This is a genomic window from Bacillus sp. 3G2 (genome assembly GCF_044324725.1).
Classification (GTDB): domain Bacteria; phylum Bacillota; class Bacilli; order Bacillales; family Bacillaceae_G; genus Bacillus_A; species Bacillus_A mobilis.
This window is the reverse complement of the sequence record NZ_CP172246.1, coordinates 2,834,452-2,857,225: the sequence shown is the minus strand read 5'-3', so window position 1 is coordinate 2,857,225 and position 22,774 is coordinate 2,834,452. Positions and strand designations below refer to the sequence as shown.

The 22,774-nt window shown below is 33.2% G+C and carries 21 protein-coding genes, 3 pseudogenes and 1 riboswitch; of the genes and pseudogenes, 18 read left to right on the top strand and 6 right to left on the bottom strand.

Features of this window, described 5'->3' with window-relative positions:
• Positions 1-15 precede the first annotated feature (15 nt).
• Complete coding sequence (locus ACHZK0_RS14685; protein ID WP_395761721.1) at positions 16-645, bottom strand: CmcI family methyltransferase; 630 nt, start codon at positions 643-645, stop codon at positions 16-18.
• A gap of 225 nt (positions 646-870) precedes the next feature.
• On the opposite strand from ACHZK0_RS14685, the gene ACHZK0_RS14680 reads away from it, so the two are divergent.
• A complete protein-coding gene (locus tag ACHZK0_RS14680; RefSeq protein WP_270606787.1) occupies positions 871-1,056 on the top strand; it encodes an antitoxin VbhA family protein in 186 nt (61 codons plus the stop codon).
• A 204-nt stretch (positions 1,057-1,260) separates the two neighbouring features.
• The gene (locus ACHZK0_RS14675; RefSeq protein WP_270606788.1) at positions 1,261-2,118 is read left to right on the top strand and encodes a PhzF family phenazine biosynthesis protein; all 858 of its coding nucleotides are present in this window, start codon (positions 1,261-1,263) and stop codon (positions 2,116-2,118) included.
• Positions 2,119-2,167: 49 nt separating this feature from the next.
• Here ACHZK0_RS14675 and ACHZK0_RS14670 read toward each other — a convergent pair whose 3' ends face one another.
• On the bottom strand, positions 2,168-2,929 hold the full coding sequence (locus ACHZK0_RS14670; protein ID WP_395760548.1) for a class I SAM-dependent methyltransferase: 762 nt from the start codon (positions 2,927-2,929) through the stop codon (positions 2,168-2,170).
• 833 nt (positions 2,930-3,762) lie between these two features.
• Here ACHZK0_RS14670 and ACHZK0_RS14665 point away from each other — a divergent pair.
• From ACHZK0_RS14665 to ACHZK0_RS14640, 6 genes are all read left to right on the top strand, one after another.
• The gene (locus tag ACHZK0_RS14665; protein ID WP_262743574.1) at positions 3,763-4,500 is read left to right on the top strand and encodes a lipoprotein BA_5634 family protein; all 738 of its coding nucleotides are present in this window, start codon (positions 3,763-3,765) and stop codon (positions 4,498-4,500) included.
• A gap of 26 nt (positions 4,501-4,526) precedes the next feature.
• Complete coding sequence (locus ACHZK0_RS14660) at positions 4,527-5,234, top strand: ABC transporter ATP-binding protein (protein WP_237980054.1); 708 nt, start codon at positions 4,527-4,529, stop codon at positions 5,232-5,234.
• A gap of 2 nt (positions 5,235-5,236) precedes the next feature.
• Positions 5,237-7,222, top strand: a complete 1,986-nt coding sequence (locus tag ACHZK0_RS14655; protein ID WP_395760547.1) for an ABC transporter permease — start codon at positions 5,237-5,239, stop codon at positions 7,220-7,222.
• Between the two features lie 79 nt (positions 7,223-7,301).
• Entirely contained in the window at positions 7,302-8,000 is a 699-nt protein-coding gene (locus ACHZK0_RS14650) for a response regulator transcription factor (protein WP_088096857.1), read from the top strand.
• An 8-nt stretch (positions 8,001-8,008) separates the two neighbouring features.
• Entirely contained in the window at positions 8,009-9,244 is a 1,236-nt protein-coding gene (locus ACHZK0_RS14645; RefSeq protein WP_395761720.1) for a HAMP domain-containing sensor histidine kinase, read from the top strand.
• 49 nt (positions 9,245-9,293) lie between these two features.
• The gene (locus ACHZK0_RS14640) at positions 9,294-10,100 is read left to right on the top strand and encodes a hypothetical protein (RefSeq protein ID WP_395760546.1); all 807 of its coding nucleotides are present in this window, start codon (positions 9,294-9,296) and stop codon (positions 10,098-10,100) included.
• Positions 10,101-10,214: 114 nt separating this feature from the next.
• Here ACHZK0_RS14640 and ACHZK0_RS14635 read toward each other — a convergent pair.
• From ACHZK0_RS14635 to ACHZK0_RS14625, 3 genes and pseudogenes are all read right to left on the bottom strand, one after another.
• Positions 10,215-10,984, bottom strand: a pseudogene (locus ACHZK0_RS14635) (DNA alkylation repair protein).
• A 32-nt stretch (positions 10,985-11,016) separates the two neighbouring features.
• Complete coding sequence (locus ACHZK0_RS14630) at positions 11,017-11,322, bottom strand: iron-sulfur cluster biosynthesis family protein (protein ID WP_395760545.1); 306 nt, start codon at positions 11,320-11,322, stop codon at positions 11,017-11,019.
• A gap of 115 nt (positions 11,323-11,437) precedes the next feature.
• The gene (locus ACHZK0_RS14625; RefSeq protein ID WP_262742529.1) at positions 11,438-12,904 is read right to left on the bottom strand and encodes an amino acid permease; all 1,467 of its coding nucleotides are present in this window, start codon (positions 12,902-12,904) and stop codon (positions 11,438-11,440) included.
• Positions 12,905-13,016: 112 nt separating this feature from the next.
• A riboswitch (Lysine riboswitch) is annotated at positions 13,017-13,209 on the bottom strand.
• Between the two features lie 323 nt (positions 13,210-13,532).
• On the opposite strand from ACHZK0_RS14625, the gene ACHZK0_RS14620 reads away from it, so the two are divergent.
• Positions 13,533-13,982 (top strand): GNAT family N-acetyltransferase, encoded by a 450-nt coding sequence (locus ACHZK0_RS14620; RefSeq protein WP_270343269.1) that lies wholly within the window; start codon positions 13,533-13,535, stop codon positions 13,980-13,982.
• Between the two features lie 39 nt (positions 13,983-14,021).
• Here ACHZK0_RS14620 and ACHZK0_RS14615 read toward each other — a convergent pair whose 3' ends face one another.
• Positions 14,022-15,032, bottom strand: coding sequence for a sulfite exporter TauE/SafE family protein (locus ACHZK0_RS14615; RefSeq protein ID WP_270343271.1), 1,011 nt, complete (start codon positions 15,030-15,032; stop codon positions 14,022-14,024).
• Between the two features lie 97 nt (positions 15,033-15,129).
• Between ACHZK0_RS14615 and ACHZK0_RS14610 the strand changes: the two genes are divergently transcribed.
• The 9 genes and pseudogenes from ACHZK0_RS14610 to ACHZK0_RS14570 all read left to right on the top strand — a co-directional run bounded on the left by ACHZK0_RS14610 (position 15,130) and on the right by ACHZK0_RS14570 (position 22,720).
• A complete protein-coding gene (locus tag ACHZK0_RS14610) occupies positions 15,130-15,927 on the top strand; it encodes a VOC family protein (protein ID WP_262742524.1) in 798 nt (265 codons plus the stop codon).
• A 14-nt stretch (positions 15,928-15,941) separates the two neighbouring features.
• A complete protein-coding gene (locus tag ACHZK0_RS14605) occupies positions 15,942-16,868 on the top strand; it encodes an aminoglycoside phosphotransferase family protein (RefSeq protein WP_270606794.1) in 927 nt (308 codons plus the stop codon).
• A 13-nt stretch (positions 16,869-16,881) separates the two neighbouring features.
• Positions 16,882-17,625 (top strand): metallophosphoesterase family protein, encoded by a 744-nt coding sequence (locus ACHZK0_RS14600; RefSeq protein WP_395760544.1) that lies wholly within the window; start codon positions 16,882-16,884, stop codon positions 17,623-17,625.
• 134 nt (positions 17,626-17,759) lie between these two features.
• Positions 17,760-18,428 carry a hypothetical protein gene (locus ACHZK0_RS14595; protein ID WP_262742520.1) on the top strand — a complete coding sequence of 223 codons (669 nt, stop codon included), beginning with the start codon at positions 17,760-17,762 and terminating at the stop codon, positions 18,426-18,428.
• Positions 18,429-18,472: 44 nt separating this feature from the next.
• Positions 18,473-19,015 (top strand): GrpB family protein, encoded by a 543-nt coding sequence (locus ACHZK0_RS14590; RefSeq protein ID WP_395760543.1) that lies wholly within the window; start codon positions 18,473-18,475, stop codon positions 19,013-19,015.
• Positions 19,016-19,291: 276 nt separating this feature from the next.
• A complete protein-coding gene (locus ACHZK0_RS14585) occupies positions 19,292-20,116 on the top strand; it encodes a DUF2785 domain-containing protein (protein ID WP_088081003.1) in 825 nt (274 codons plus the stop codon).
• A 105-nt stretch (positions 20,117-20,221) separates the two neighbouring features.
• Positions 20,222-21,208, top strand: a complete 987-nt coding sequence (locus ACHZK0_RS14580; protein ID WP_395760542.1) for an alpha/beta fold hydrolase — start codon at positions 20,222-20,224, stop codon at positions 21,206-21,208.
• A gap of 54 nt (positions 21,209-21,262) precedes the next feature.
• A pseudogene (locus ACHZK0_RS14575) lies at positions 21,263-21,760 on the top strand (response regulator transcription factor); the annotation flags it as partial.
• Positions 21,757-22,720 (top strand): annotated as a pseudogene (locus ACHZK0_RS14570) (sensor histidine kinase). The pseudogenes ACHZK0_RS14575 and ACHZK0_RS14570, both read left to right, overlap by 4 nt.
• Positions 22,721-22,774: the final 54 nt, after the last annotated feature.

The following is a 22,774-nucleotide window of genomic DNA, read 5'->3' as shown; positions in this document are numbered from 1 at the left end:
CCACTTATTAAAGTTTCACTTTATCTTCTTTAAATAACCTTTTGGATTAAATGATATGAAAAATTTATGTTTAGATTCATCGATTATGAAGTTGTTATTTTTAGCTAAAAACTCTTCTACAGCTTCCATTGGACCAGGGCCCCAATCAGGATAGAGTGGATTTCCGTTAATACTTGTATCTTCTACAATCAAGTAACTGCCTTTTGTTACAATAGATTTATAAAGTAACAGTTCTTTTGATACATGCTCTTTACTATGGTCTGAATCTAAAATAACTAAAATCACATCATCAGGTTTGCGCATATTTAATATAGTTTGAACGGCCTGTACAGAAACAGAAGAAGCTGTTACATACGTAATTCGGTCATGGGTTGGACGATTTGGTTGAGGGAATATATCAATAGTAACAACGTGTCCCTTTCCGATTAAATCTAATATAGAAGCTAAATACAATGCACTACCACCATAACATGTACCACATTCAATAATTAAATCTGGTTTTAATTCGTAAATAATTTCTTGATACAAAAAAAGATCAGAGGGAAGTTTGAAAATGGGGACACCGAGCCAGTGTGTATCATGTAACCAAACGTTGCTGTCGTAATAAAGTTTTAGAAACTCATTGCTTATACTTATAGTATCGATGTTAATTCTCCTTTCTAAAAAGGATTCTTTCGCTTTACGTAAAGTGTTTACGTATGAAAGTTGTACTATATATTATGTAGTAAGGAATTGTAAGGCGAGTGTTTTTACTTAAAAATAAGCTAAATAACTCATGTGTAACTGAAAGGAAATGGACGTATGTATAAGTACACAATTTTCTTCATTAGAAAAGGAAATGGAAATGATGTGAAGGAGATAATTTAAATTATGGTATTCAAAAGCGAGGAAGAACTAAATAAAGCTTTCGAGGCAGCTAAAGCGACTCTAGCAATAGAAGGTATGATTAGTACAAAAGAAATGGAAAAAATTAATAAAGCGAAGGTAACAGGAAAGATAACGCACGAGCAATTTATTACATTAGCTGATGCGATTGCGAGATGTGAACTTACTTAACAATCTAAAAGGCACCACAAACTTTTGCTAAATAAACGGGAAAAAAGAGAGGGTAGATCCAACTCTCAGACTGTAGACAAACTATGTTTGGAGAGTTCAGATGCTAAAAATAGTTTGTCACTTGCTTTATGGAGAATTTATCCAATAATATATATAATTAGTACGTTCTGTGCTACAATTTACTATAAGTGAGGAAGGTGTCTTATGAAAATATCTGTTTATGTTGCAAGTGCATTTAGCAAGGATCATAAAGGCGGAAATAAAGCAGGAGTGGTATTTATGGAGAATATATTGACCACTACTCAAAAAATGGCTATAGCCAAACAACTGGGCTATGCGGAAACCGCATTTATATCAGAATCTGAAATTGCTGATTATAAAATTGAGTATTTTACACCGAAAGAGGAAGTTGATTTATGTGGTCATGCGACAATTGGCTCTTTTGCGATACTGATGCATGTAAATAAACTTTTCAAGAATCGCTATACGATTGAAACGAACAGCGGTGTTCTTACTATTACCATAAAAGATGACATCATATTCATGGAACAAAATGAACCGATATTCTATGATGTTATATCTCCAAATGAGTTGATCGACTGCTTTGACATTAAAGATATAGACAATACATACCCAATTCAAATTGTCTCCACGGGCTTAAAAGATATTTTAGTTCCTATAAAAAGCGAAACACAATTACATACACTGGAACCTAATTTTGAAAAAATTAAAGAAATCAGCAAGTATTATAATGTTGTCGGGATGCATCTATATACTTTTAATGACAATCGAATTATATGCAGAAACTTTGCTCCGCTATACGACATCAATGAAGAAGCAGCGACTGGAACTTCAAATGGTGCATTAGCTTGCTATCTTTATGAACAGCAATACTTACAAAAAGAAGACTATGTATTTGAACAAGGTTATTCTTTACACTCGCCTTCCGAAATATTAGTTAAATTAGCAACCGATAGCGAGAATAAAATAGAAAAGGTTTATGTTGGCGGCAAAGGCTATTACTGTGAAACTAAGTATTTAAATTTAGAAAATATTGAGTGAAAATAAAAAAAGAGATGGTAGATCCATCTCTTTTTCATATGCTCCATGATTAACTACGAATCGCCTTAATCATAAAACGATGTTGCTTCACATCAAAATAACCTTTTTGTAAGATGATTTCATGTATACGATATAATTCCTCATAATACCTTTCAACAGTGAAATCAGGAATTTGCCACGGAATCGCTTTTAAATAATAGACGATAGCGCCAATGTCATAAAAGCGTTGAAAAGGGAACTCTCCTTTTTCTTCTAAAATAGTAAATCCATTTTCATTTAACTCACAACATGCAGTTTCAAGCGACCAACTTACAAATTCGCTATTTAGCGGTGAGCAAAACTGCTCATTAAGTTCCGCGCAATCGAGACCGCCAACTTGTTGGGTAAGAAATATTCCATTAGGAGCAAGGAGTCTGTTTACCTCAGAGGCAGCATATGATTCATGTTGATTTATGATCAAATCAAACTGACTATCTTGAAATGGTAAAGTAGTATCATCCGTTACCTCTACAACTGTAACCCCTAAAGGCTCTAATTTCTTTCGAGCAATTGGCACGTTTGGAGCGTAGCCCTCAGTAGCATAAATAGTTGACGGGAACGGTTGTAACATAGATAAAAACTCTCCGCCGCCAGTCCCCATATCAAGCATTGATTCTGCATACTGCATAAGCTGGAAAGCTGTACTGCCATATGACCACGATAAAGGCTCGCTCTTCATTCGACCCGTTTCTGAAATAAAAGAAAAATCCCAACCGCTAAAATTTGTATTAGCACTTTCTAATAAAGTTAAAAATAATGGATCACGTTTCATAATTGTATCCTCCTATTTTGTAAGTAAATGATATGGTGAGAAAAGAAAAAAGGAGGACCTCTTATGAAAGGGGAACGGTTTTACGTTTCGTGTTCGAATAGATTCATATAAATTCGCTCCTTGTGAGAATGGTAATTCATATATTCGGGATAACCGAGTGGAAATCCTTTGAAATTATGGGGGAAGGTAGTTGTTTAATGAAAGATCGGATGGAGTGTACAGAAAAAGGGTGCACTCAAACTTTAGAAAAGGTATTTAGTAAACTTAAATTTCCGCCAAGCCCTTTTATTAGATATGTGATATTTCTCACCATAAAGTCGTACTGTTTATAAAAGAAGCGACGTTGTTGTATCCCTTTTGATTTACTTATCTATGGGATAAGTAAGAAGTAGACATATAAACCGAATATAAAAACGTTTTAATTCTTTGAAAACATTCCATAATTTAGTATTGTTATATATGGAATAATTTATTAGCACGAAAAGAGGAATAAGATGTTTATACAAAAGTATAAGGGTTTGATACTAGGGATAGTTAGTAATATCCTTTATTTATTTTAAAGATTTAGATTATATAAGACGGGCCTTAAGTTATTATCTGTAACATTAATCATTATAGGTCGGGTTATTGCCTGTAATTCGACCCGTTTCAATAAAAAAGAGAATAATAACGTATAAGATTATTATTATATAAATTTAGCTTGTTGAGCATGGGGAATACTAATCTTACAAAATTGTAAGATTAGAAGTCACATAGTTAGATAGAAGTCATTAACTTATGAAAAAATCTCATCTATAATCCAGATATAAATTATTTATTAAAGGAGTATTCTAATGAAAAAAATTATAAGTTATACGGTTGTTATTGCTATTTTTATAGGAATAGGATTAGGAGTAAAACGTTATGTGCAAGGTCCAGGACAACCAGTCGATGGGATTCTAGTTAGTGGTACTGCAACTGACGTAGAAAAAGTTAAACAAGAGTTTAAAGATGACACTAAACAATCAATAGACTATAAGGTAAAGTACGTCACAACAACAAAAAGGATTCCATTATCAGAAGAAGATAAGAAACAAAATGATACAACAGAAGAATTTAATATCGATGCTAAAGAATATGCGGTTATTAATAGTTCTACCGCTGTAAAATTATTTAATAAGGGACTTCTAAGAGCTAGAAAAGATCCAAATTCAACGACTACTATTTCTGAGATGGTAAAAGATAAAAATAAAGTATCTAGTGATCAGAATCTATTATTTTCTTTTGCGGCTAAGGATTCTATGGTTGATAATTTTGAAAATAACCAGTTAAATTTGAACGGTAAGATGGTATCTGCCCAGTATGTGAAACAGCAAATTTGGATTGGGTATGCCCCAATGAATCTTGTTATCCTAAAAGACCAAGACTATAATGCAATTTCTGAATCAGAGTCAATAATGAAATTAATTCAATTTAAAAAACGTGATTTTGATTATAAAAACAAACAAGAAGTAGATAAAGTTTTACAAGAGATTGATAAGGTCTCATCGAATAATCAGCATAAAATAAACTTTGTAGAGGTACAAGACTAACTTAAAATGATAAGAAGGTGATATAAATGGAAATCGTAAGAATAGAGAATGTAGTCAAAAGTTATGGTGAAGGAAATAGTAGGGTAGATGCTTTGAAGGGCATAAATCTTTCTATACAGCAAGGGGAATTTGTCTCAATCGTAGGAGCTTCTGGCTCAGGTAAAAGTACATTACTGCATATTTTAGGAGGGTTGGACTGCCCAAGCTCAGGAAGCGTGTTTATTGGAGAGAATAATATTTATGATTATACAGATAATGAACTTTCGATATTTAGAAGAAGAAAAGTTGGTTTTATATTTCAGTTCTTCAATTTAATTCCTGTATTGAACGTGCAGGAGAATATAGCTTTACCTACTTTACTGGATAATGAACCTGTAGATAATCCTTATATGGACGAAATTATTGAAATTCTGGGACTTCATGAAAGAAAAAATCATTTACCATCTGAATTATCAGGAGGTCAGCAACAACGGGTTTCGATTGGGAGAGCACTTATAAATCGCCCACATTTGATTTTAGCTGATGAGCCTACAGGAAATCTGGATACTCAAAATACAAAAGAAGTCATGGATTTATTAAGATTGACAGCAAAGAAATATAATCAAACTATTGTATTGATTACCCACGATTTAAATATTGCATCAACTTCTGACCGTATTATTACAATTGAAGATGGCCAAATCGTTTCCGATCAGTGGCTATCCACGAATAAGTCTAAGACGGGAGGAAATTAATTTTGATTGGTCATTATAAACAATTAAGCAGGAGATACTTAAAGGGGAATATGAAACGAACAATTTTCACTTTGATCGGAATTATACTCTCTGTATCTTTAATTTCTACAATCGGCCTATTTATGAACGGCACTCAGATTTCTCAAATCGAGAATACGAAAAAGAATCAAGGGTATTCTTTTCATGCTGTTGTATTAAATTACGACGAATCGATATTGAAAAAAATTAAATATAACCCGCAAATTGAATCACTTGGTTTAATGTCACAGGGAGAAACAGTCAAAGTCGGAGAGGCTGCTGTACAAATGAATTTTGCTGATGATAACGCCTTGGAGTTTTTAAAATACAGTATTATTAAGGGGACAGTGCCGTCTAATGATCGAGAAGTTGCTGTGGATCCCTGGGTATTACCTTTTATAAAAGAAAATATCCAAATAGGTGATTCATTTGAATTGAATGAAAAAAAATACAAACTGGTTGGTTTTCTAAGTGATAGTGCATATACACAGGAAAATAAAGTGGGACGGGTACTAACCTATAAGCGTGAGTTTAGCGCTGGAGAAGGAAAAATATTAGTTGGAATTAACTCAAAAGCAAACTTTAATGAGGTTTTAGAGGGAATTAAGACCATTTCCGGAGAGAATAATATTAATATAAGCGAAAAATTAATTCAACTAGAGAAACCAGGTTACAATGATTCGATTATGGCTACGCTAATTATTACAATCAGCATTGTTGTGATAGCGACAGTTGTTGTGATTTACAACGCTTTTCAAATCAGTGTCGTGGAACGAACGAGGCAGTTTGGTTTGTTGAGAAGCATTGGTGCAACACGAAAGCAAATTAGACAAATCGTGCTGAGAGAAGCTACTTTTCTAGCTGTTATCGCTATACCTATTGGAATTATATGCAGCCTAATAGCGCTTGCCTCTCTTCAGTTTATTTTTTCACTTTTAATGGAAAATAGTAAAGAGGTCTCAATATTCCATGTTGATTGGAAGATTTTATTAATCAGTTCGATTATTACCTTCCTTTCTGTAATAGCGTCAAGTCTGTACCCAGCTTATTTTGCAGGCAAAATCTCCCCATTATTAGCAATCAGCAGCAGGTTGTCAATTAAAAAAGAGCGAATCAAAAAGCAAAAGAATTCCATGTTGAAAAAACCTTTATCTTTTCCTTTGAGCATGGCTATAAAAAATGTGAAGCGAAATAAAAATCGCTATACCATTACAATCTTATCAATTATTATAAGTAGTGTGTTATTTATTACTTTCTCGTATTTAATGAATGTTGCATTTGCATCTAAGTCTTTCAATGATTCATCTATTAAATCAGATATTACAATTCAAATAGAAGATAAGAATCCAGATCATTTAGCTGAAATTACACAAGTTTTGAATCAGTTAAAATCACTTGGAAATATATCTAATGCATATGAAAAGAAGGGCAATAAAATTGAAACTAAATTAAAGGATGTAACTCAATCTACCGCGACAGTTTTGGAAATAAAAAATACGATTGGAAAAAATCATACCATTACAATCGTAAATAATTATCAAGAAAATAAAACAAAAAAAGAAGGAAAACTTACTTTACAAGTGCTTGCATATGGTTTTATCACAGTCATTTCTTTAATTAGTAGTGTTAATATCTTTAATACTATAACTATAAGCATTATGACTAGACGAAAAGAACTGGCCGCGTTCAAATCCATTGGTATGTCACAAAAGGATTTGAAAAAAATGATTACCTATGAAGCTCTGATTTACGGTTTTTCTGGAAGTTTACAAGGAATCTTTTTTGGTTGTATATTGTCTTATATTATATATTTAGCTATATCTGATACGTTGAAAATGGCATGGACGATTCCCTATGAAGCTTGTATTATTACGTTTGTTTCAGCTTTAATAATTAGTTATTTATCAGTCTTAAATCCATTGAAAAAAATTCAACAAGATAATATCATTGATACTATCAGAGAAGAGTAATATTATAGGCCTGGCTAGATTATAGTCAGGCTATTCTGATTGGAGAAAAAGCTAGGGGAAGAAAAAGGAGAGGACATACTTGAATAAAAAAATATTACTAGTTGAAGATGATGAAGCTCTTGGTCTAGCCATCGAATTTTCATTGAGGAATGAAGGTTATGAGGTGATTAGAGCGTCCAGTGTAAAAGAAGCTAAACACCAGTTTGTTCACAATACATTTGATTTGTCCATCCTTGATATCGGCCTACCAGATGGTAATGGTTATGACTTATGTTTGTATTTTAAAAAGCAAAACGAGAATTCGATTATTATTTTCTTAACTGCACTAGATGAAGAAGCAAATGTGGTAATGGGGCTGGATATAGGCGGTGATGATTATATAACCAAACCTTTTCGGGTTAGGGAACTCATGGCCAGAGTGAAAGTACAATTGCGTAAACAAGCGTCGCTAGAAACACCATCTCAAATTTTAAAATCTGAGAATATAAGAATCGATACGAACCTAGTCAAGGTTTATAAAAATTGTGAAAGTATTACATTGACGAATTTAGAATACAAACTGCTATTGAATTTCATGAAGAATTCTCACAAAGCATTAAAAAGAGATGAACTCCTACAACAAATAACAGAAGGAGATAATGTTTTTTTTGATGAAAACACGTTATCTGTATACATAAAGCGTTTAAGAGCTAAAGTTGAAGACAATCCTCAAAAACCACAGTTTATCGTTACCGAAAGAGGATATGGTTATCGTTGGAGCAAGGATGTGATTGGGTGAGCAAGATAATGAAAAATACCGAGTTAAAAAGCTATATGGCGATACTGGCCGTCCTTTTATCTATATTTGTGATTTACCAATTTATTATTCAACAATTATTTTATGATCATTTGAAAAGAGACTCTATTGCAACATGGGGGGAAATTACAGCTAGGTTGGTAGAGCAGAATCCAGAAAATGAAGCGGAAATTATGAAAGTCTTATCAAGTCATTCGTCTCACTCAAGTGAATATCAGGAAAAAGGGACAGAGATCCTAAAGCAGTATGGATTATATGAAGACTTGGAATCAAAATTTTTTCCTCACTTAAATAATCTAATTATTAATCACAATCAATTTATGATTTGGGGATTGATTGCTTTTGGATTTTTACTTTTTGTTGCAAACTACATGCAACAAAAAATTATTTTCAATAAGATTAACCAGCTTACTAGAGCTGCAAAAAAGATAATCGAGGGAGATTACTCGGTTGTCATCAATGAAAATAAAGAAGGGGATTTCGCAAAACTGGCGATTTCATTTCGTTCAATGAGGGATATTATTAGAAAAAATATGCATGATTTGCTTGAAGAGAAGCGGTTTTTAGGAGAAATGTTGCAGGATATATCTCATCAGTTAAAAACGCCGCTTTCAACTATTTCTATCTATAATGAAATGTTGTTAAATGAGAAACTATCCCGAGAGCAACAAGCTCAATTGCTACAAAATAATGATACTCAGATTTCTAGAATGAATGTCTTAATTCAGAATTTGTTAAAAGTAGCAAAAATTGATGCTAAAGCGATTTCGTTTGATAAAGAGCCAGGGAATTTAGTAGATACGACTGAGGAAGTACTAAATCGCTTGCAAAGCATGATAAGTGATAAAAATATTTTGATTGATTGGAATGCACCAAGAGAAATAGTCGTTATTCATGACAAATTATGGATGCAGGAAGCTTTGTTAAACCTGTTGAAGAATGCAATCGAACATTCTAAACCCGGAGGTAAAATAATGATTCAGACCAAAAATTCCCCAATCTATACAGAACTAGTAATCCAAGACTTTGGAGAGGGAATTTCAGCTGAAGAATTACCTCATATTTTTGAACGATTCTATAAATCAAGTAGTTCTAAAAAACACGGCTCGACCGGAATTGGATTGGCACTTGTCAAAGCTATTATAGAGGCACATCACGCCTTAATTACAGTTGAAAGTGAAAAAAATGCCTATACAAAATTTACAATTATTTTTATGAAATTTTAATAACAGTTTGGTATATATTTTAATCTTTTTAATATAAAGGGGTTTTTTTATGTTTAATAGATTGAAGTGTTTTCTTTTATCTGAGAAAGAAATAGTTGATACTGTGAAAAAATACAAGGAGGAAAAAATACACGTTTCCATAATAAAAGATTTTTTAGGAGATTTAATCTTAATAAGAACTTTTATATTTTTAATGTTTGTTCCAGTATCAACTTTTATTTTTTCAGTTATAATTTATGGAGCTGTTTTCTTTTTATCAGGCATTAAGATTACTGTTTGGGGCATCACTATAATGTTATTAGTTCCAATAACATTACTTTTCTATATGAATATAACTAATACATCAATTATTATTACTGATTTAGTGAGAAAATTTTTAGTAACCATAAAATATCTAAATCCATTTTACTCAATAATAAATAAACCTTGGCTATTTATTTTTGAATTATTATTTGGTTTTTTATATGTATTTCTGCTATCTTTATTTTCTATTTGGATAGTATTACATTCATTAGAAATCGATTTTTCTGAATTTAGTTCGGAGGACAATCGAAGTTTCCAATTTTCAATTATTATTTTACATACAGCAATTTATTTGTTTATAAGAGTTCATGGCCAGTATTGTAAGACAACTAAGCAAAAAATTAAAAAGCTGAAAATGAAATTTTATTTATGGTTTTGTTCTATGATTGCAAGTATTGTATATATATTCGAATCACTCTTTAATTATATGAATGGAATCCAAGCAATTTATTTTATTTTTGTTTTAATGATTGCTTTAGAAAGAACAGTGACACATTATAAGAAATTTATAGATTTTTTAGAAGGTGAAAATTTGTATGAAAAATATTTTTAGAGGGAAAAGTCTTTTGAAATATAAAAAGTTATACCTACTAAGTACTGGACGAGTGAAAAAACGCTATTCTTTTTCTAGAATCATAGGAAAGGATAGCGTTTTTGTATAAAATACTCAAAAAGAAAAATCTTTTGGCAAAGTACCACTTTTTATCATCGTTCTTAACCCATGTTTTATAATCCAAGGGTTAACCGGATGCTGTTTATCACGTAATTGTTGTAACCATTGCAAAACGAGTTCTTTATCTTCTTACGTAATATCGTTAATATGATTGGCTACTGATTTTTGGACATATTTAGACGGATCATTCATTAATGGTTCAAGAAGTTGTAAATTGTTCTTAAAGTCACCTTTCAGAGCTCCTATTTTTTTAGCCCAAGGAAGTCTTGGTCTTGTACCTTCGGAAACTAATCTCCTAATGTGGCTGTTTTCGTCATGAATCCACTGTTGTAATATGTCTAGTGTGTCTTCATGGTATGTTTCAAGAAAAGGCCGAATGGCATATTCAGCAGTATTTCTTTTTGTTATTTCATACATGGCGTTGAAAGAGGATTCAAAATCGTTAAGCCATATTTTTCAACGTATTTTGCGATAGGCATGTACATATATCCGTTTGTAAATGTGCCTACTTCTGTTGTATTTTCTGGTCCCAATGTTTTCAGTAATATATGTATAGCTGCATTTAAATCTTTTTGTAAAGCATTGTGTAATTCATCTACCATTACTTCAATACGTTGCTTTAACTCTAAATTTTCAACTTTACATGTTACAGAATCTACAAAGATGCTTTTAGAGAAAGTAGGATCGTGTTTACAAATAGAATCAGCCATTTTTTCTGCTAATTCTTCATTAAATAAAAATTTTAACGGAACATATTTACCCATTTTTTCACCTCATTGGTCAGCTAAAATAATTTTTATTTTTTAATCGACAGCCCATAAACCAAAGTCTCACTCGGCGTCGTAATACTAAAGCCTGTCGTCTTATAATCAAGTTTCACCGTATCACCAATGTAGTCTTTCGTAAATAAATCCATTTGTACGGTAAAATCAGCGTCTTCATATACAACGTCATCCGCATTATATGTATCCCAAATTAAATCCACATCAACGAAAATACTACAAGAGTTTGTCATTGTCCCTCTAATGCGAATGATCTTTTTATCTTCACGTTCTAATCTATGTATAGCTGCTTTTGCTTCATCAGTAATGCGAATGTTCATCGTATCCCAACCTTTATATTTATATTTCCTTTATTATTGCAAAAACAGGAGCAATAGGGAAGGGAGAAGCATCGGAATAAAAAACGAGCAAACAAATTTGTTTGCTCGTTTTACTTTATTTTAGTTCACATTTATCAAGCGGAATCACTTTCGTTTTCTTCGTAAATTTATATCCTAACCATAATACTAAGAAAAGTGGTAAACCGATATAAGAAACGAGTACGCCGTTCCAATCGATTGCTTCGCCCATAAATGCGCCGTAGTTTTGACCTAAAATGACGATGACACAAAGTGCAAATGCGAAGATTGGACCGAATGGGAACCATTTTGCTCTATATGGTAAGTCTTTTAAATCTTTACCTTGTGCGATATATGCTTTACGGAAACGGTAATGACTTATTGCAATTCCGACCCATGCGATAAAGCCAGACATTCCAGATGCGTTTAATAACCAAATGTATACAACACCGTCACCGAATAAAGAAGCAATGAAAGCGATACTACCTACAATTGACGTTACGATTAATGCGTTAACAGGTACACCGCGGCTATCTAATTTGCCTAAGAATTTTGGTGCTTTTCCTTGGCGAGCTAAGTCCCAAAGCATACGAGTTGATGCATACATTCCAGAGTTACCAGCAGATAGTACTGCCGTTAAAATAACAGCGTTCATAACAGAAGCAGCAAAAGCAACACCAGCTTTTTCAAAAATAAGTGTAAATGGACTTACTGTTACATCACTTGCAGCAAGGCTTTCAGTTGTATAAGGAATTAATAAACCGATAACGAGAATCGCAAGAATATAGAATAAAAGAATACGCCAAAAGATTGAACGAATTGCTTTCGGAATATTACGCTCTGGATCAGCAGTTTCACCAGCAGCTACCCCTAATAATTCAGTTCCTTGGAATGAGAATCCAGCAGCCATAAATACACCGATAATTGCCATGATGCCGCCGTTAAATGGTGCATCTGCAACAGTGAAGTTTTTGAATCCAACAGTTTCGCCACCCATAATTCCGAAAATCATCATGAAGCCGACAATTAAAAAGATAATAATAGTAACTACTTTAATAAGTGCAAACCAATATTCAGATTCACCAAACCCTTTAACAGATAAATAGTTTAAAAGGAAAATAATAGCTAAACATAATCCGCTCCAAATGAGGGAAGGGGTATCTGGGAACCAAAATTTCATAATTAATGTTACAGCAGCTAGTTCAGCAGCAATTGTAATGGCCCAGTTATACCAATAGTTCCATCCAAGTGCAAACCCAAGGGACGGATCAACAAATTTTGTTGCGTATGTGCTAAAAGAACCGGTAACAGGCATGTAAGCTGCGAGTTCAGCTAAGCTTGTCATTAAAAAGTAAACCATAATCCCAATTGCGGCGTATGCAACTAATGCACCACCAGGTCCAGCTGAATGGATGACACCACCGCTGGCAAGAAATAATCCGGTACCAATTGTACCACCGAGAGAAATCATCGTAAGGTGTCTTGATTTTAAACTACGTTTTAATTCACCTTTTCCTTTTGTAGTTTGCGTTTCAGAGGTAGTTTGATTCGTTGCGCTATTCATGTTCAACACTCCTTTTCTTGTAAGATAGGAAGGAGCGGGGGAGAAAAATACAAAAAACCGCCAAAGGAATTTGGCGGAACGTTTCACAAATAACCACCCCATCATACCCTTCCGTTAAGATAGCACCCCACGTTTACACGGTAATTTTGTAAACGTGACAGTTCTGTTCCTTTCGGAGACAGCCCCAGCTCATATTTCCAGAGAAGAAATATAAACTTCGGCAACTTTTCCTTTCAAACGGAGTCGGTGACGTTCTCTGTGTCTCGTCCGTTTTACTCTTAAAAGTCGCAACCTCTACCTCATCGGATTGATGAGGATTTGATATATTGCTAAGATTTTTAATATATGGCAATTGTAATGACTTTCTGAATATATTGCAAGATATTTTGTTAGGAAAAGTCAAAAAATATCGGTTATTGTATAGGAAACGCTTGCAAAACTCCACCCGAACCTACTGTTATGTAACAAAAAATAAAGAAAGCAATTGTTATACAAATGTTTCGCAAAAAATATTGAAAAACCCTTTAAAAAATAAAGAAAATTCTGAAAATATAATTCGACATTCGTAATAAGGTCATATTTTTTGATATAATTAGAGTAACGTTTAATCAAAAAAGGGGAAATCAATATGAAATTAGAAACAGAAAGACTCTATATAGTACCGTGTACAGAAGAGGGGATGCAAGTTGCTAACGAGCAAGGATTTAATAGTGGTCCACATATTGTAGGGCATGTAGAAACTGTAAAACAAGATGCGGCTTTATTACCTTGGGGGGCGTGGTATGTCATTCGAAAAGAAGATGACATCGTTCTAGGTGATATAGGGTTTAAAGGGAAACCAAATGAGGAACATACAGTAGAAATTGGTTACGGATTTGTTGAGAAATATTGGAATAAAGGGTATGCGACAGAAGCTGTAAGAGAACTAATAAATTGGGCTTTTCAAACAGGAGAGGTAGAAGCGATTATTGCAGAGACACTTCTTGAAAATAACAGCTCGATTCGTGTATTAGAGAAATTACATATGAAGAGAATTGACACTACAGAAACAATGATCAATTGGAAAATAGAAAAATAAAAAATACCGCTCGAAGTATATCGAGCGGTATTTTTATCATTATGGTAGCATTTGTTTTTGATCATTCGGATATCCAGCTGTCGGTGTGTTTGAACGCTTGGAATGATTACGAACAGCAATGAAAATAGAAATAATAACGACGAGACCAACTGCGACGTAAGAAAGTGAAATAATAGTTGGATCCACTTTAAATGTAGTAAGTAGTGTACGAATGTTTGTAAAGATAATAAGGCCACCAACTAATACGCCAAGTAAATGAGAAGGAACGATGCGTACTAACCATGCAGCGATTGGTGCCGCAACGATGCCACCGAGCATGAGAGAAAATACCCAAACCCAACTTACTTGTTCCCAGCCAAGTGAAATGAAAAATCCGATTGTGGCAGCGAGTGAAACAGGAAACTCGCTCGTATCTACTGATCCGATAACTTTTCTAGCTTCATTTCCTCTTGCTAAAAGTACAGGTGTTGTAATCGGCCCCCAGCCACCGCCCCCAGTTGAATCAACGAATCCAGCGAATAAGCCAAGCGGAACAAGCTGTTTAGCAGACATACGTTTATTTGAAGTAACGATTTGTTTTTGAATGATGAATCGTAATAAAATATAAACCCCTAAAGTAAATAAAAATATGGAAATGTATGGTTTAATTACATCACCAGGTAAATTGCTCAAAAAACATGCCCCAATAAATGCGCCAATTGCTCCTGGTAATGTAAGCCTGGAAACGGTATATTTATCCACGTTTCCGAATTTGATGTGTGATGCACCAGAAGCGGCAGTTGTAACAACTTCAGCTAAATGAACTGATGCAGATGCAACGGCTGGTGCAATACCAAACATTAATAAAAGCGAGGTAGATGTTACCCCGTACGCCATTCCAAGCGCTCCATCAATTAATTGAGCGAAAAATCCAATAATAGCAAAGACAATTAATTTCTGCATAAATAATCCCCCTGTAATAATAAATGAAAAAGACACTTTTCCCGTATGAGAAAAGTGCCTTTGGTTTTTCCAATCAGCAATAATTAAATTTGTTTTATTATAATACATATTAATCGTATAAATCAACTGGGTTTTGAAGTTTTTGAATTGAATGAAAGAAAAATAAAATATACAATAAAAGGATGGAGGGAAAGGGGAGAAAGACATGTTACGATTTGATCATCTCGTACACGCAGTACATGGTACACCGGAGGAAGTGGCAAACCAAATGCAGAAGCATGGATTTCATACTGTAGTAGGCGGAGAGCATACGACTTGGGGTACTTGGAATAGTTTATGTTATTTTGATTTATCATATATAGAATTTTTAGCAGTTCAGCATGAAGAAAAAGCGAAGAAAGCAGAAAACCCATTAGTACAAGAAACGGTAGTGAAATTACAAGATGGAGAAGGGATGCTACAAATCGCCATTCGAACAGACGCAATTGAAGAACTAGCAGTTAAGTTTAATAAACATGGATTACATACGATAGGACCATTTGAAGGGAAACGAATGAGAAAAGATGGCCGCCTTTTAGAGTGGAAAATGTTATTTGTAAAGCAAGAAGAGAATGGGCCGAAATTGCCTTTCTTTATACAGTGGAACGAAACGGATGAAGAAAGAAGAAACGATTTACGTAACATAGGAACTATCACTGAACATAAAAACAACGTACAACAAATTGAAACGATCCATTATGCAGTGAAAAATGTTCGAGAAACAGTACAAAAGTGGAAAGAAGTAATGGCGCTAAATGCAAGTCCGGTCGTGAAAAATGAAGAATGGAATGCGGAATGTCAAAGTGTATTGTTTGGCGCCATTCATGTACAGTTTTGTGAAGCAATTGGAGAAGGGCTAGTACTAGAACGATTGAAGCATCATGGCGAAAATCCATTTGCAGTGGAGTTTACAGGAGAAAATAAACGAGAGCATGAAGTGTTAGGTAGTTTGTACATATTTTGATAGAGGTGAGTTTTGTGGAAGAAATGCTTAGAGCGATAGAGAGAAAACTAGAATGGCCTCGTATTGTAAAGTGTACAGCTATTTCAAAAGGTTTTTCACATGAAAAGAAATATAAAATAGAATTAGAAAACAGAGTAACATATTTTGTAAAAGTATGTGATGCTGTAAACTTTGAACGTAAACAAGAAGAATATACGTATATGAAACAATTAGAGTCATTACATATTTCAACGCCCAAGTTAATTCAATTCATAAAACTTGAAGAATTAAATAAATGTGTTCAAGTATTTGAATGGGTCCAAGGTGTAAACGGTGAAGAAGGTTTAGGGAAGCTATCAGTGGAAGAACAGTATCATGCGGGAAGAAAAGCAGGGGAAGTATTAAAGAAGATTCACTCAATTGAAAGAGAAAGTGCAAGTAATAAATGGGAAACGGTTCGATGGAATAAATACGAAAGATACGTAGAAGCGTTAGTAAACTATGAAATAGATTTCCTTGATTTGAAGCCAGTATTAAGATTTGTAGAGGAGCATAAACAATTATTGAAAAATCGTCCAATCACATTTTTACACGATGACTTCCATCCAGCAAATAGTATGATTCATAATAAGGAGTTTATCGTAATCGATTTTGGTGGATATGATTTTGGCGATCCAATACACGATTTTTATAATGTAGCGATTTTTACGACAAGAATAAGCAAACCCTTTGCGGTTGGGCAAGTTCACGGATATTGCGGAGGCGAACCATCGCTTCATTTTTGGAAACTGTATTCATTATACGCAGCAATGACATTCCCAGCTGATATCGTATGGACAAACCGAAGCACACCTCATTTAGTAGATGATATGAAGGAAAGATTGAACCGAATTATAGAAGATCATAATCATTTTTCATCCTATATTCCAAAATGGTATCAATCAAGTGAATTTATTAAATAACGGAGGAATTTAAATGGATAAAATAGCGATCATTTCAGATATACACGGGAATATCCCGGCATTAGAATCTGTACTGCAAGATATTAAAGTAAGAGGAATTGAGCGCATCATTTGTCTTGGGGATCTAGTGGGAAAAGGTCCTCATTCTAGCGAAGTGATTGAAATCATTCGTAAGAAATGTGAAGGCGTTGTAATGGGGAACTGGGATGATTTTATTACAAAACCGACTGAATTTGAAGCGTTAAAATGGCATCAAAAACAACTATCGGAAGAACAAAACGACTACTTAAGAAGCTTACCATTTTCAATCGAGTTTTATATGAGCGGTAAACTGATCCGTATGTTCCACGCTTCACCGAGAAGTTTATATGAAAGAATTCAACCACACGCTTCAAGAGAAGAACGAGTTAGTATGTTCGAAAACAGTGAGCTCACAGAGAATATAGAAGGAGAAAGAAAACCAGATGTCGTTTGCTACGGTGACGTTCACCAAGCATTCGTTCAAAATTTTAGAGGGAAAACGTTATGTAATGCAGGTAGTGTAGGCAATCCACTTGAAATTACACAAGCTTCCTATTTAATATTTGAAGGAACATACAATGAAAAAGAAGCCGCAAGCTTTTCCATTCAACTCGTACGTGTACCGTATGATATTGAATTAGCTATCAGGCTAGCAGAAGAACTCGATATGCCAGAAATAGAGGAATACAAGCAAGAATTACGGACAGCTTTATATCGAGGGTTTAAGGGAAAGTAAGCCAATCATAACTTAAAATATATCGGCGATTTTTTCGATATATCGATGATTCGACAAAGGATATCGACTTACCGACAAAAGTGACATTATTACTCATAATAATATTATGTAAACTGATTACGGGAGGAAATACTATGAATCGAAAACAACGAATCAAAGAAATTGCAGATGATATTTTAAAATTAAATGTAACCCATCCAACAAGAGTAGGAGTAAGTGGTATTACAGCTTCAGGAAAAACAACATTTGCAAACGAACTAGCAGAAGAAATAAAAGAACGAGGGGTACGAGTAATACGCGCCAGCATCGACGATTTTCATAATCCGAGAGCAATTCGATACGCGCAAGGAAAAGAATCGGCAAGAGGGTATTACGAAGATGCACACAATTATATAGCTTTCAAAGAAAGATTATTAAAGCCTTTAGGACCAACCGGAAATTTACTATATGAAACGATCTCTCATAACTTAATAACGGATATGCCTGTACATAATGAGCCGTTATTGGCTCAATCCAATATGGTATTAATAGTGGATGGAACGTTTCTATTGAAAAAAGATGTTGTGCATTTATTTGATTATAAAATCTTTGTAGATACAGATTTTGAGATTGCGAGGAAACGTGGTGCAAAGCGCGAGACTGAGGCTTTTGGAAGTTATGAAAAAGCTGAGAAAATATTTTTAAACAGATATCATGCGGCCTGTAAAATGTATATAGATGAGCATAACCCGAAAATCTGTGCGGATGTTGTATTTCGGAATAGTGATTTTGATGATTCGATAGTTGTATTTAAAGGAATATAAAATCATTTATATAACAAAAAAAATCGTGAAAGGAGATGCTTTGGATGGATAAAAAAGATAATCCGAACGATTGGCCTGTGTGGGCGAATGAGTTAGTAGAGATAGTTAATGCAAATCCTGATTGGCAAGATAAAGGCCGATGTGAAGAACAGCAACTATATGAACTGCTTGCTCCTCTCGGTATAAGCAAAGTAATACATATAGGAAGTACATCCATACCTGGTTTACCAGCAAAACCTATCATTGATTTAATGGGTGAAATAGACTCATTTGATAGAGTACAACATATTTCAGCGAAATTGGCCAAATATAATTGGCATTATGTAAGCCCAGAATTAGATGAAAGACCTTGGAGAAGGTTCTTTGTGAAAGTTAAGAATAATAGGCGTGTAGCGCACCTGCATTTGATGGTTAAAGGAACTGAGCGATGGGAGCAACAACTTTTATTTCGTAACCGCTTACGAGAAAATCCACAATTAGTTTATGAGTATTCAAATCTTAAACAAGATTTAGCTAAAAGATTTAACCAAGATAGAGAAGCCTACACAAAAGCTAAAACAGAATTTATAAAACAAGTTCTAAAATGATTTAATTCTTAATTGTAATTACGTTTGAATATAAAAGAAAAAACATACTTTATTTTACAACTTAAACTGACATGAAATGCATGTAAACAAAGTGAGAGACTGCGATGTTCTAATGTATTTCCTTTTATTTATCATGATAAATTTTATATAATTGAATCACGTTCATAGAAAGATAGGTACCAAAACGATTCTAAAAATCGACTTGATTTGATGAAAAAAATTAAAGGGAATAAGGCGAAAATATGTTAATAAAGTAAAAAGGGGACCAGAAATATAATGAATGAAGTACTAGAACTAAAAGAAGAACTACTACAAATTAAAAATAATAATTATGCTGTACCAGAAGACGTAGATGCATATCCATATGCGCAGTGGATGCTAGATTATATCGGATCACCTGATGCTGAATTACGTGATGATTTAATTTATAGTACGCTTCATACATGGATTACAAATGATGTGTTTAGACAAAAAGAATTACGAGGATTAATGCTACAAGCAATTAGTCCTGATTATTTATTTTATAAAATTGGTGAAAAGGGAACAGACTCTGTATTTAAACGTGCATTCTCCGTATTAATCCCACCACTTATTTTATCTGTTCATGAAAGAGAACCGTTGTTATCTGAAGAGCAACTGTACAGTGTGGCAGAACAAGTACTGGAATATGTATATTTAGAAGAAGATGTAAGAGGCTACGTAGAAGGAAAAGGTTGGGCACATTCTACTGCACATGCAGCGGATGCACTCGATGCTTTAGCGCGTACAATACAAAATCGTGAGTTTTCATATGCAATACTAGCTGCTGTTCGTCAGAAGGTTCGATTGAGTGATTACGTATATGTACACTTTGAGGATGAGAGATTAGTAAAACCAATTATGTCATTACGCAACCAAAATCTTTTAACAGAAGAAGAGTGGAGCAACTGGCTACATAGTATAGCAACTGTTGAAGATATCCGACATCCGCAGCATGCTATTTTAGTACAAAATATTAGAACTTTCTTAAGAAGTTTTTATTTCAGAGTTTTAGAGACAGAAGGTAGTACAGCCTTTACAGATGATATATTGGAGACTTTGAAGGGTTTGCGTAGGTATTAAAAATGGTCCATCCTTAGAAACAATGAATAGATATTAATTTTGAAAATTTATTAGAAATTTATTTTTATATTGTACCCTTTCATTATAGGTTGAAAGGGGTGTCAAATGAAAAAATTATTAAAGTCAGTGAAAATAATATTTTTAATGAGTGTTAGTATGATTTTCTTTGGAACAGGCGTTGTATTTATATATCATAACTATCAATTAAAAATGGAATCGAAATTAATGAAGAATGAAGGCGAATTTGTTAATTTCGATAATAAAAAAGTGAATGTTTATAATGAGGGGAGCGGGGAGGATACGTTTGTATTTATGGCCGGATCTGGAATTGCCGCTCCTGTTTATGAATTGAAAGGCCTATATAGTAAATTTTCGAAAGAAAACAAGATTTCTGTAATTGAGAGAGCCGGTTATGGATACAGTGATGTTTTTCAAGATGATAGAGATATTGATACGATATTAGAACAAACGAGAGAAGCGCTTATACGAAGTGGAAATAAACCACCTTACATTTTAGTACCACACTCTTTATCAGGTATAGAGGCTATTTATTGGGCACAAAAATATCCAAGTGAAGTAAAAGGGATTATTGCGTTAGATATTGGTTTACCTAAACAGTACGTGACTAATAAAATAGGTATGGTTGATTCATTAAAAATAAAAGGGATGAATATTTTAACGAAAATTGGTTTTCAGAGATTAGCTCCCTCTTTTACTTATAATCCCGAAGTCATTCGTCAATCTTTTTTAAACGAACAGGAAAAAGATATTTATAAAGCGCTTACGTTTAAGAGGGCTTTTAATGATGATATGAAGCAAGAACTTTTACAAAGCTACAATAACGGTAAAAAATCAAATTCTTTATCGATCCCAAAAGAAACACCTATGTTATTTATAGATGCGATTGCTAGGCAATATAAAGATTCGAAGTATACAAGGCAAAAAAATGCAGATTATAAGGAGTTTGCTAGCAACTTATTAATAGCTGATGTAAAAATAATTGAAGGTACACATAGTATTTATTTATATGCTCCTGATGAAATATACAAAATTGCTATGGATTTTATTAAGAATAAAGTAGTGAAGAACTAAACAATTGTAACTTTAGCGATGAAAGGCTTACATAATGAAAGTATATAACATATTAATGGTTATCAAATTACAAAGAAAATAAAAAATCTAGGATTAAATATTCCAATTATATTTCTATCAGCAAGGAATGATATGGATAGTAAATTAAAAGGTTTGACCATTGGAGAAGAATACATGATAAAACCTTTTGACCCTAGAGAGTTGTTGTTAAGGATTCAGAAAATGTTAGATAATCAATATGGTACGTTCACGCAAATTAACCATTTATTTATAGATGCAGAATATAAAAGAGTTTTTATTAATGATTTGCGTAATGAAGTTGCTTTGACAGCAATTGAAAGAAAAATATTCTTCTATTTATATGAAAATAGAGATAGAACTTTATCTAAAGAACACTTCTATGATTACCTATGGCAACTCGAAGATAGAAATCAAAATATCATGAACGTACATATAAAGAAAATCAGAACCAAAATTGATGATAAAACAGGTGATATTATTCAGAACATATATGGAGAAGGGTATAGATTAAATACCTATATGAAGAAATGAACTTAAAGAAAAAATATCAGTTACTATTATTCTCCGCTATTATTAGCGTACCACTGTTATTGTTGTCAATTAGTATCTTTGTATCAGTTATTTATAATGTTATCTTTAAAGCTAAAAATCAGAACATTCCTTTTCACGAATCCTATGCATATCCTACGATGTTAATCATATTTTTATTATCACTATTAATATTAGCTTTTGTATTTTCAAAATCGATTAACACAGTATTAAATAAAATTAATGTGTTAAATCAAACGATTCGAGATTTAGCTAGTGATAAAAAAATCCCTAATATTATAAATGTTAAAAGCGATGATGAAATGGGAGAGCTGATTAAATCAGTGAACTTGCTTATAGAAAGAACAACTTATCGAGAATTAGAACTACAACAACAGGAACAAATAAAAAAGGAACTATTAAATAAATTACGGCATGATATTAATACACCCTTAACAGCGGTCAGATTACAATTATATTATTTAGAAGATGAGTACAAGGAACAAGCACCAGTACTTGAATCAATGTATGAGCAGATACAATATATAAGTGATTTAACTAACGAATTTAATATTCAATCTACAGAGACCTTAGAGAATACTTATATTGTGAATGATGAAGTTAATATACATAATTTAATAGAAAATATGATTAAAAAATGGAGCTATTTGTATAGCATTCATAAAATTGAATTCGTATATAATCCACAAGATAAAGAGTTGATTTGGAATAGTAATGAGTTATGGATTCAAAGGTTATTTGATAATATTTTTCAAAATGTCCTTAAACATTCAAAAGCTAAAAAACTCAAAATTAAAATAGATGAAGATATTGTTTCCTTTAGAGATAATGGGACTGGGTTTGAAAAATATTGAAGATATATCAAAGATATTCGATATAAAATACACTTTACAATCAAATAGTGAGGGTACTATGTTTTCATTTGAAAATACAAAAGTTTAGAGAAAATTACATAAAACCAACACATCCCAACCATACTAATAAAATGTGTTGGAG

Bases quoted from the DNA above. Each gene is read 5' to 3' on its own strand.
- ACHZK0_RS14680 (WP_270606787.1), top strand. From the start codon at position 871: ATGGTATTCAAAAGCGAGGAAGAACTAAATAAAGCTTTCGAGGCAGCT.
- ACHZK0_RS14675 (WP_270606788.1), top strand. From the start codon at position 1,261: ATGAAAATATCTGTTTATGTTGCAAGTGCATTTAGCAAGGATCATAAA.
- ACHZK0_RS14670 (WP_395760548.1), bottom strand. From the start codon at position 2,929: ATGAAACGTGATCCATTATTTTTAACTTTATTAGAAAGTGCTAATACA.
- ACHZK0_RS14665 (WP_262743574.1), top strand. From the start codon at position 3,763: ATGAAAAAAATTATAAGTTATACGGTTGTTATTGCTATTTTTATAGGA.
- ACHZK0_RS14660 (WP_237980054.1), top strand. From the start codon at position 4,527: ATGGAAATCGTAAGAATAGAGAATGTAGTCAAAAGTTATGGTGAAGGA.
- ACHZK0_RS14645 (WP_395761720.1), top strand. From the start codon at position 8,009: ATGAAAAATACCGAGTTAAAAAGCTATATGGCGATACTGGCCGTCCTT.
- ACHZK0_RS14640 (WP_395760546.1), top strand. From the start codon at position 9,294: ATGTTTAATAGATTGAAGTGTTTTCTTTTATCTGAGAAAGAAATAGTT.
- ACHZK0_RS14630 (WP_395760545.1), bottom strand. From the start codon at position 11,322: ATGAACATTCGCATTACTGATGAAGCAAAAGCAGCTATACATAGATTA.
- ACHZK0_RS14625 (WP_262742529.1), bottom strand. From the start codon at position 12,904: ATGAATAGCGCAACGAATCAAACTACCTCTGAAACGCAAACTACAAAA.
- ACHZK0_RS14620 (WP_270343269.1), top strand. From the start codon at position 13,533: ATGAAATTAGAAACAGAAAGACTCTATATAGTACCGTGTACAGAAGAG.
- ACHZK0_RS14615 (WP_270343271.1), bottom strand. From the start codon at position 15,032: ATGTATTATAATAAAACAAATTTAATTATTGCTGATTGGAAAAACCAA.
- ACHZK0_RS14610 (WP_262742524.1), top strand. From the start codon at position 15,130: ATGTTACGATTTGATCATCTCGTACACGCAGTACATGGTACACCGGAG.
- ACHZK0_RS14600 (WP_395760544.1), top strand. From the start codon at position 16,882: ATGGATAAAATAGCGATCATTTCAGATATACACGGGAATATCCCGGCA.
- ACHZK0_RS14595 (WP_262742520.1), top strand. From the start codon at position 17,760: ATGAATCGAAAACAACGAATCAAAGAAATTGCAGATGATATTTTAAAA.
- ACHZK0_RS14590 (WP_395760543.1), top strand. From the start codon at position 18,473: ATGGATAAAAAAGATAATCCGAACGATTGGCCTGTGTGGGCGAATGAG.
- ACHZK0_RS14585 (WP_088081003.1), top strand. From the start codon at position 19,292: ATGAATGAAGTACTAGAACTAAAAGAAGAACTACTACAAATTAAAAAT.
- ACHZK0_RS14580 (WP_395760542.1), top strand. From the start codon at position 20,222: ATGAAAAAATTATTAAAGTCAGTGAAAATAATATTTTTAATGAGTGTT.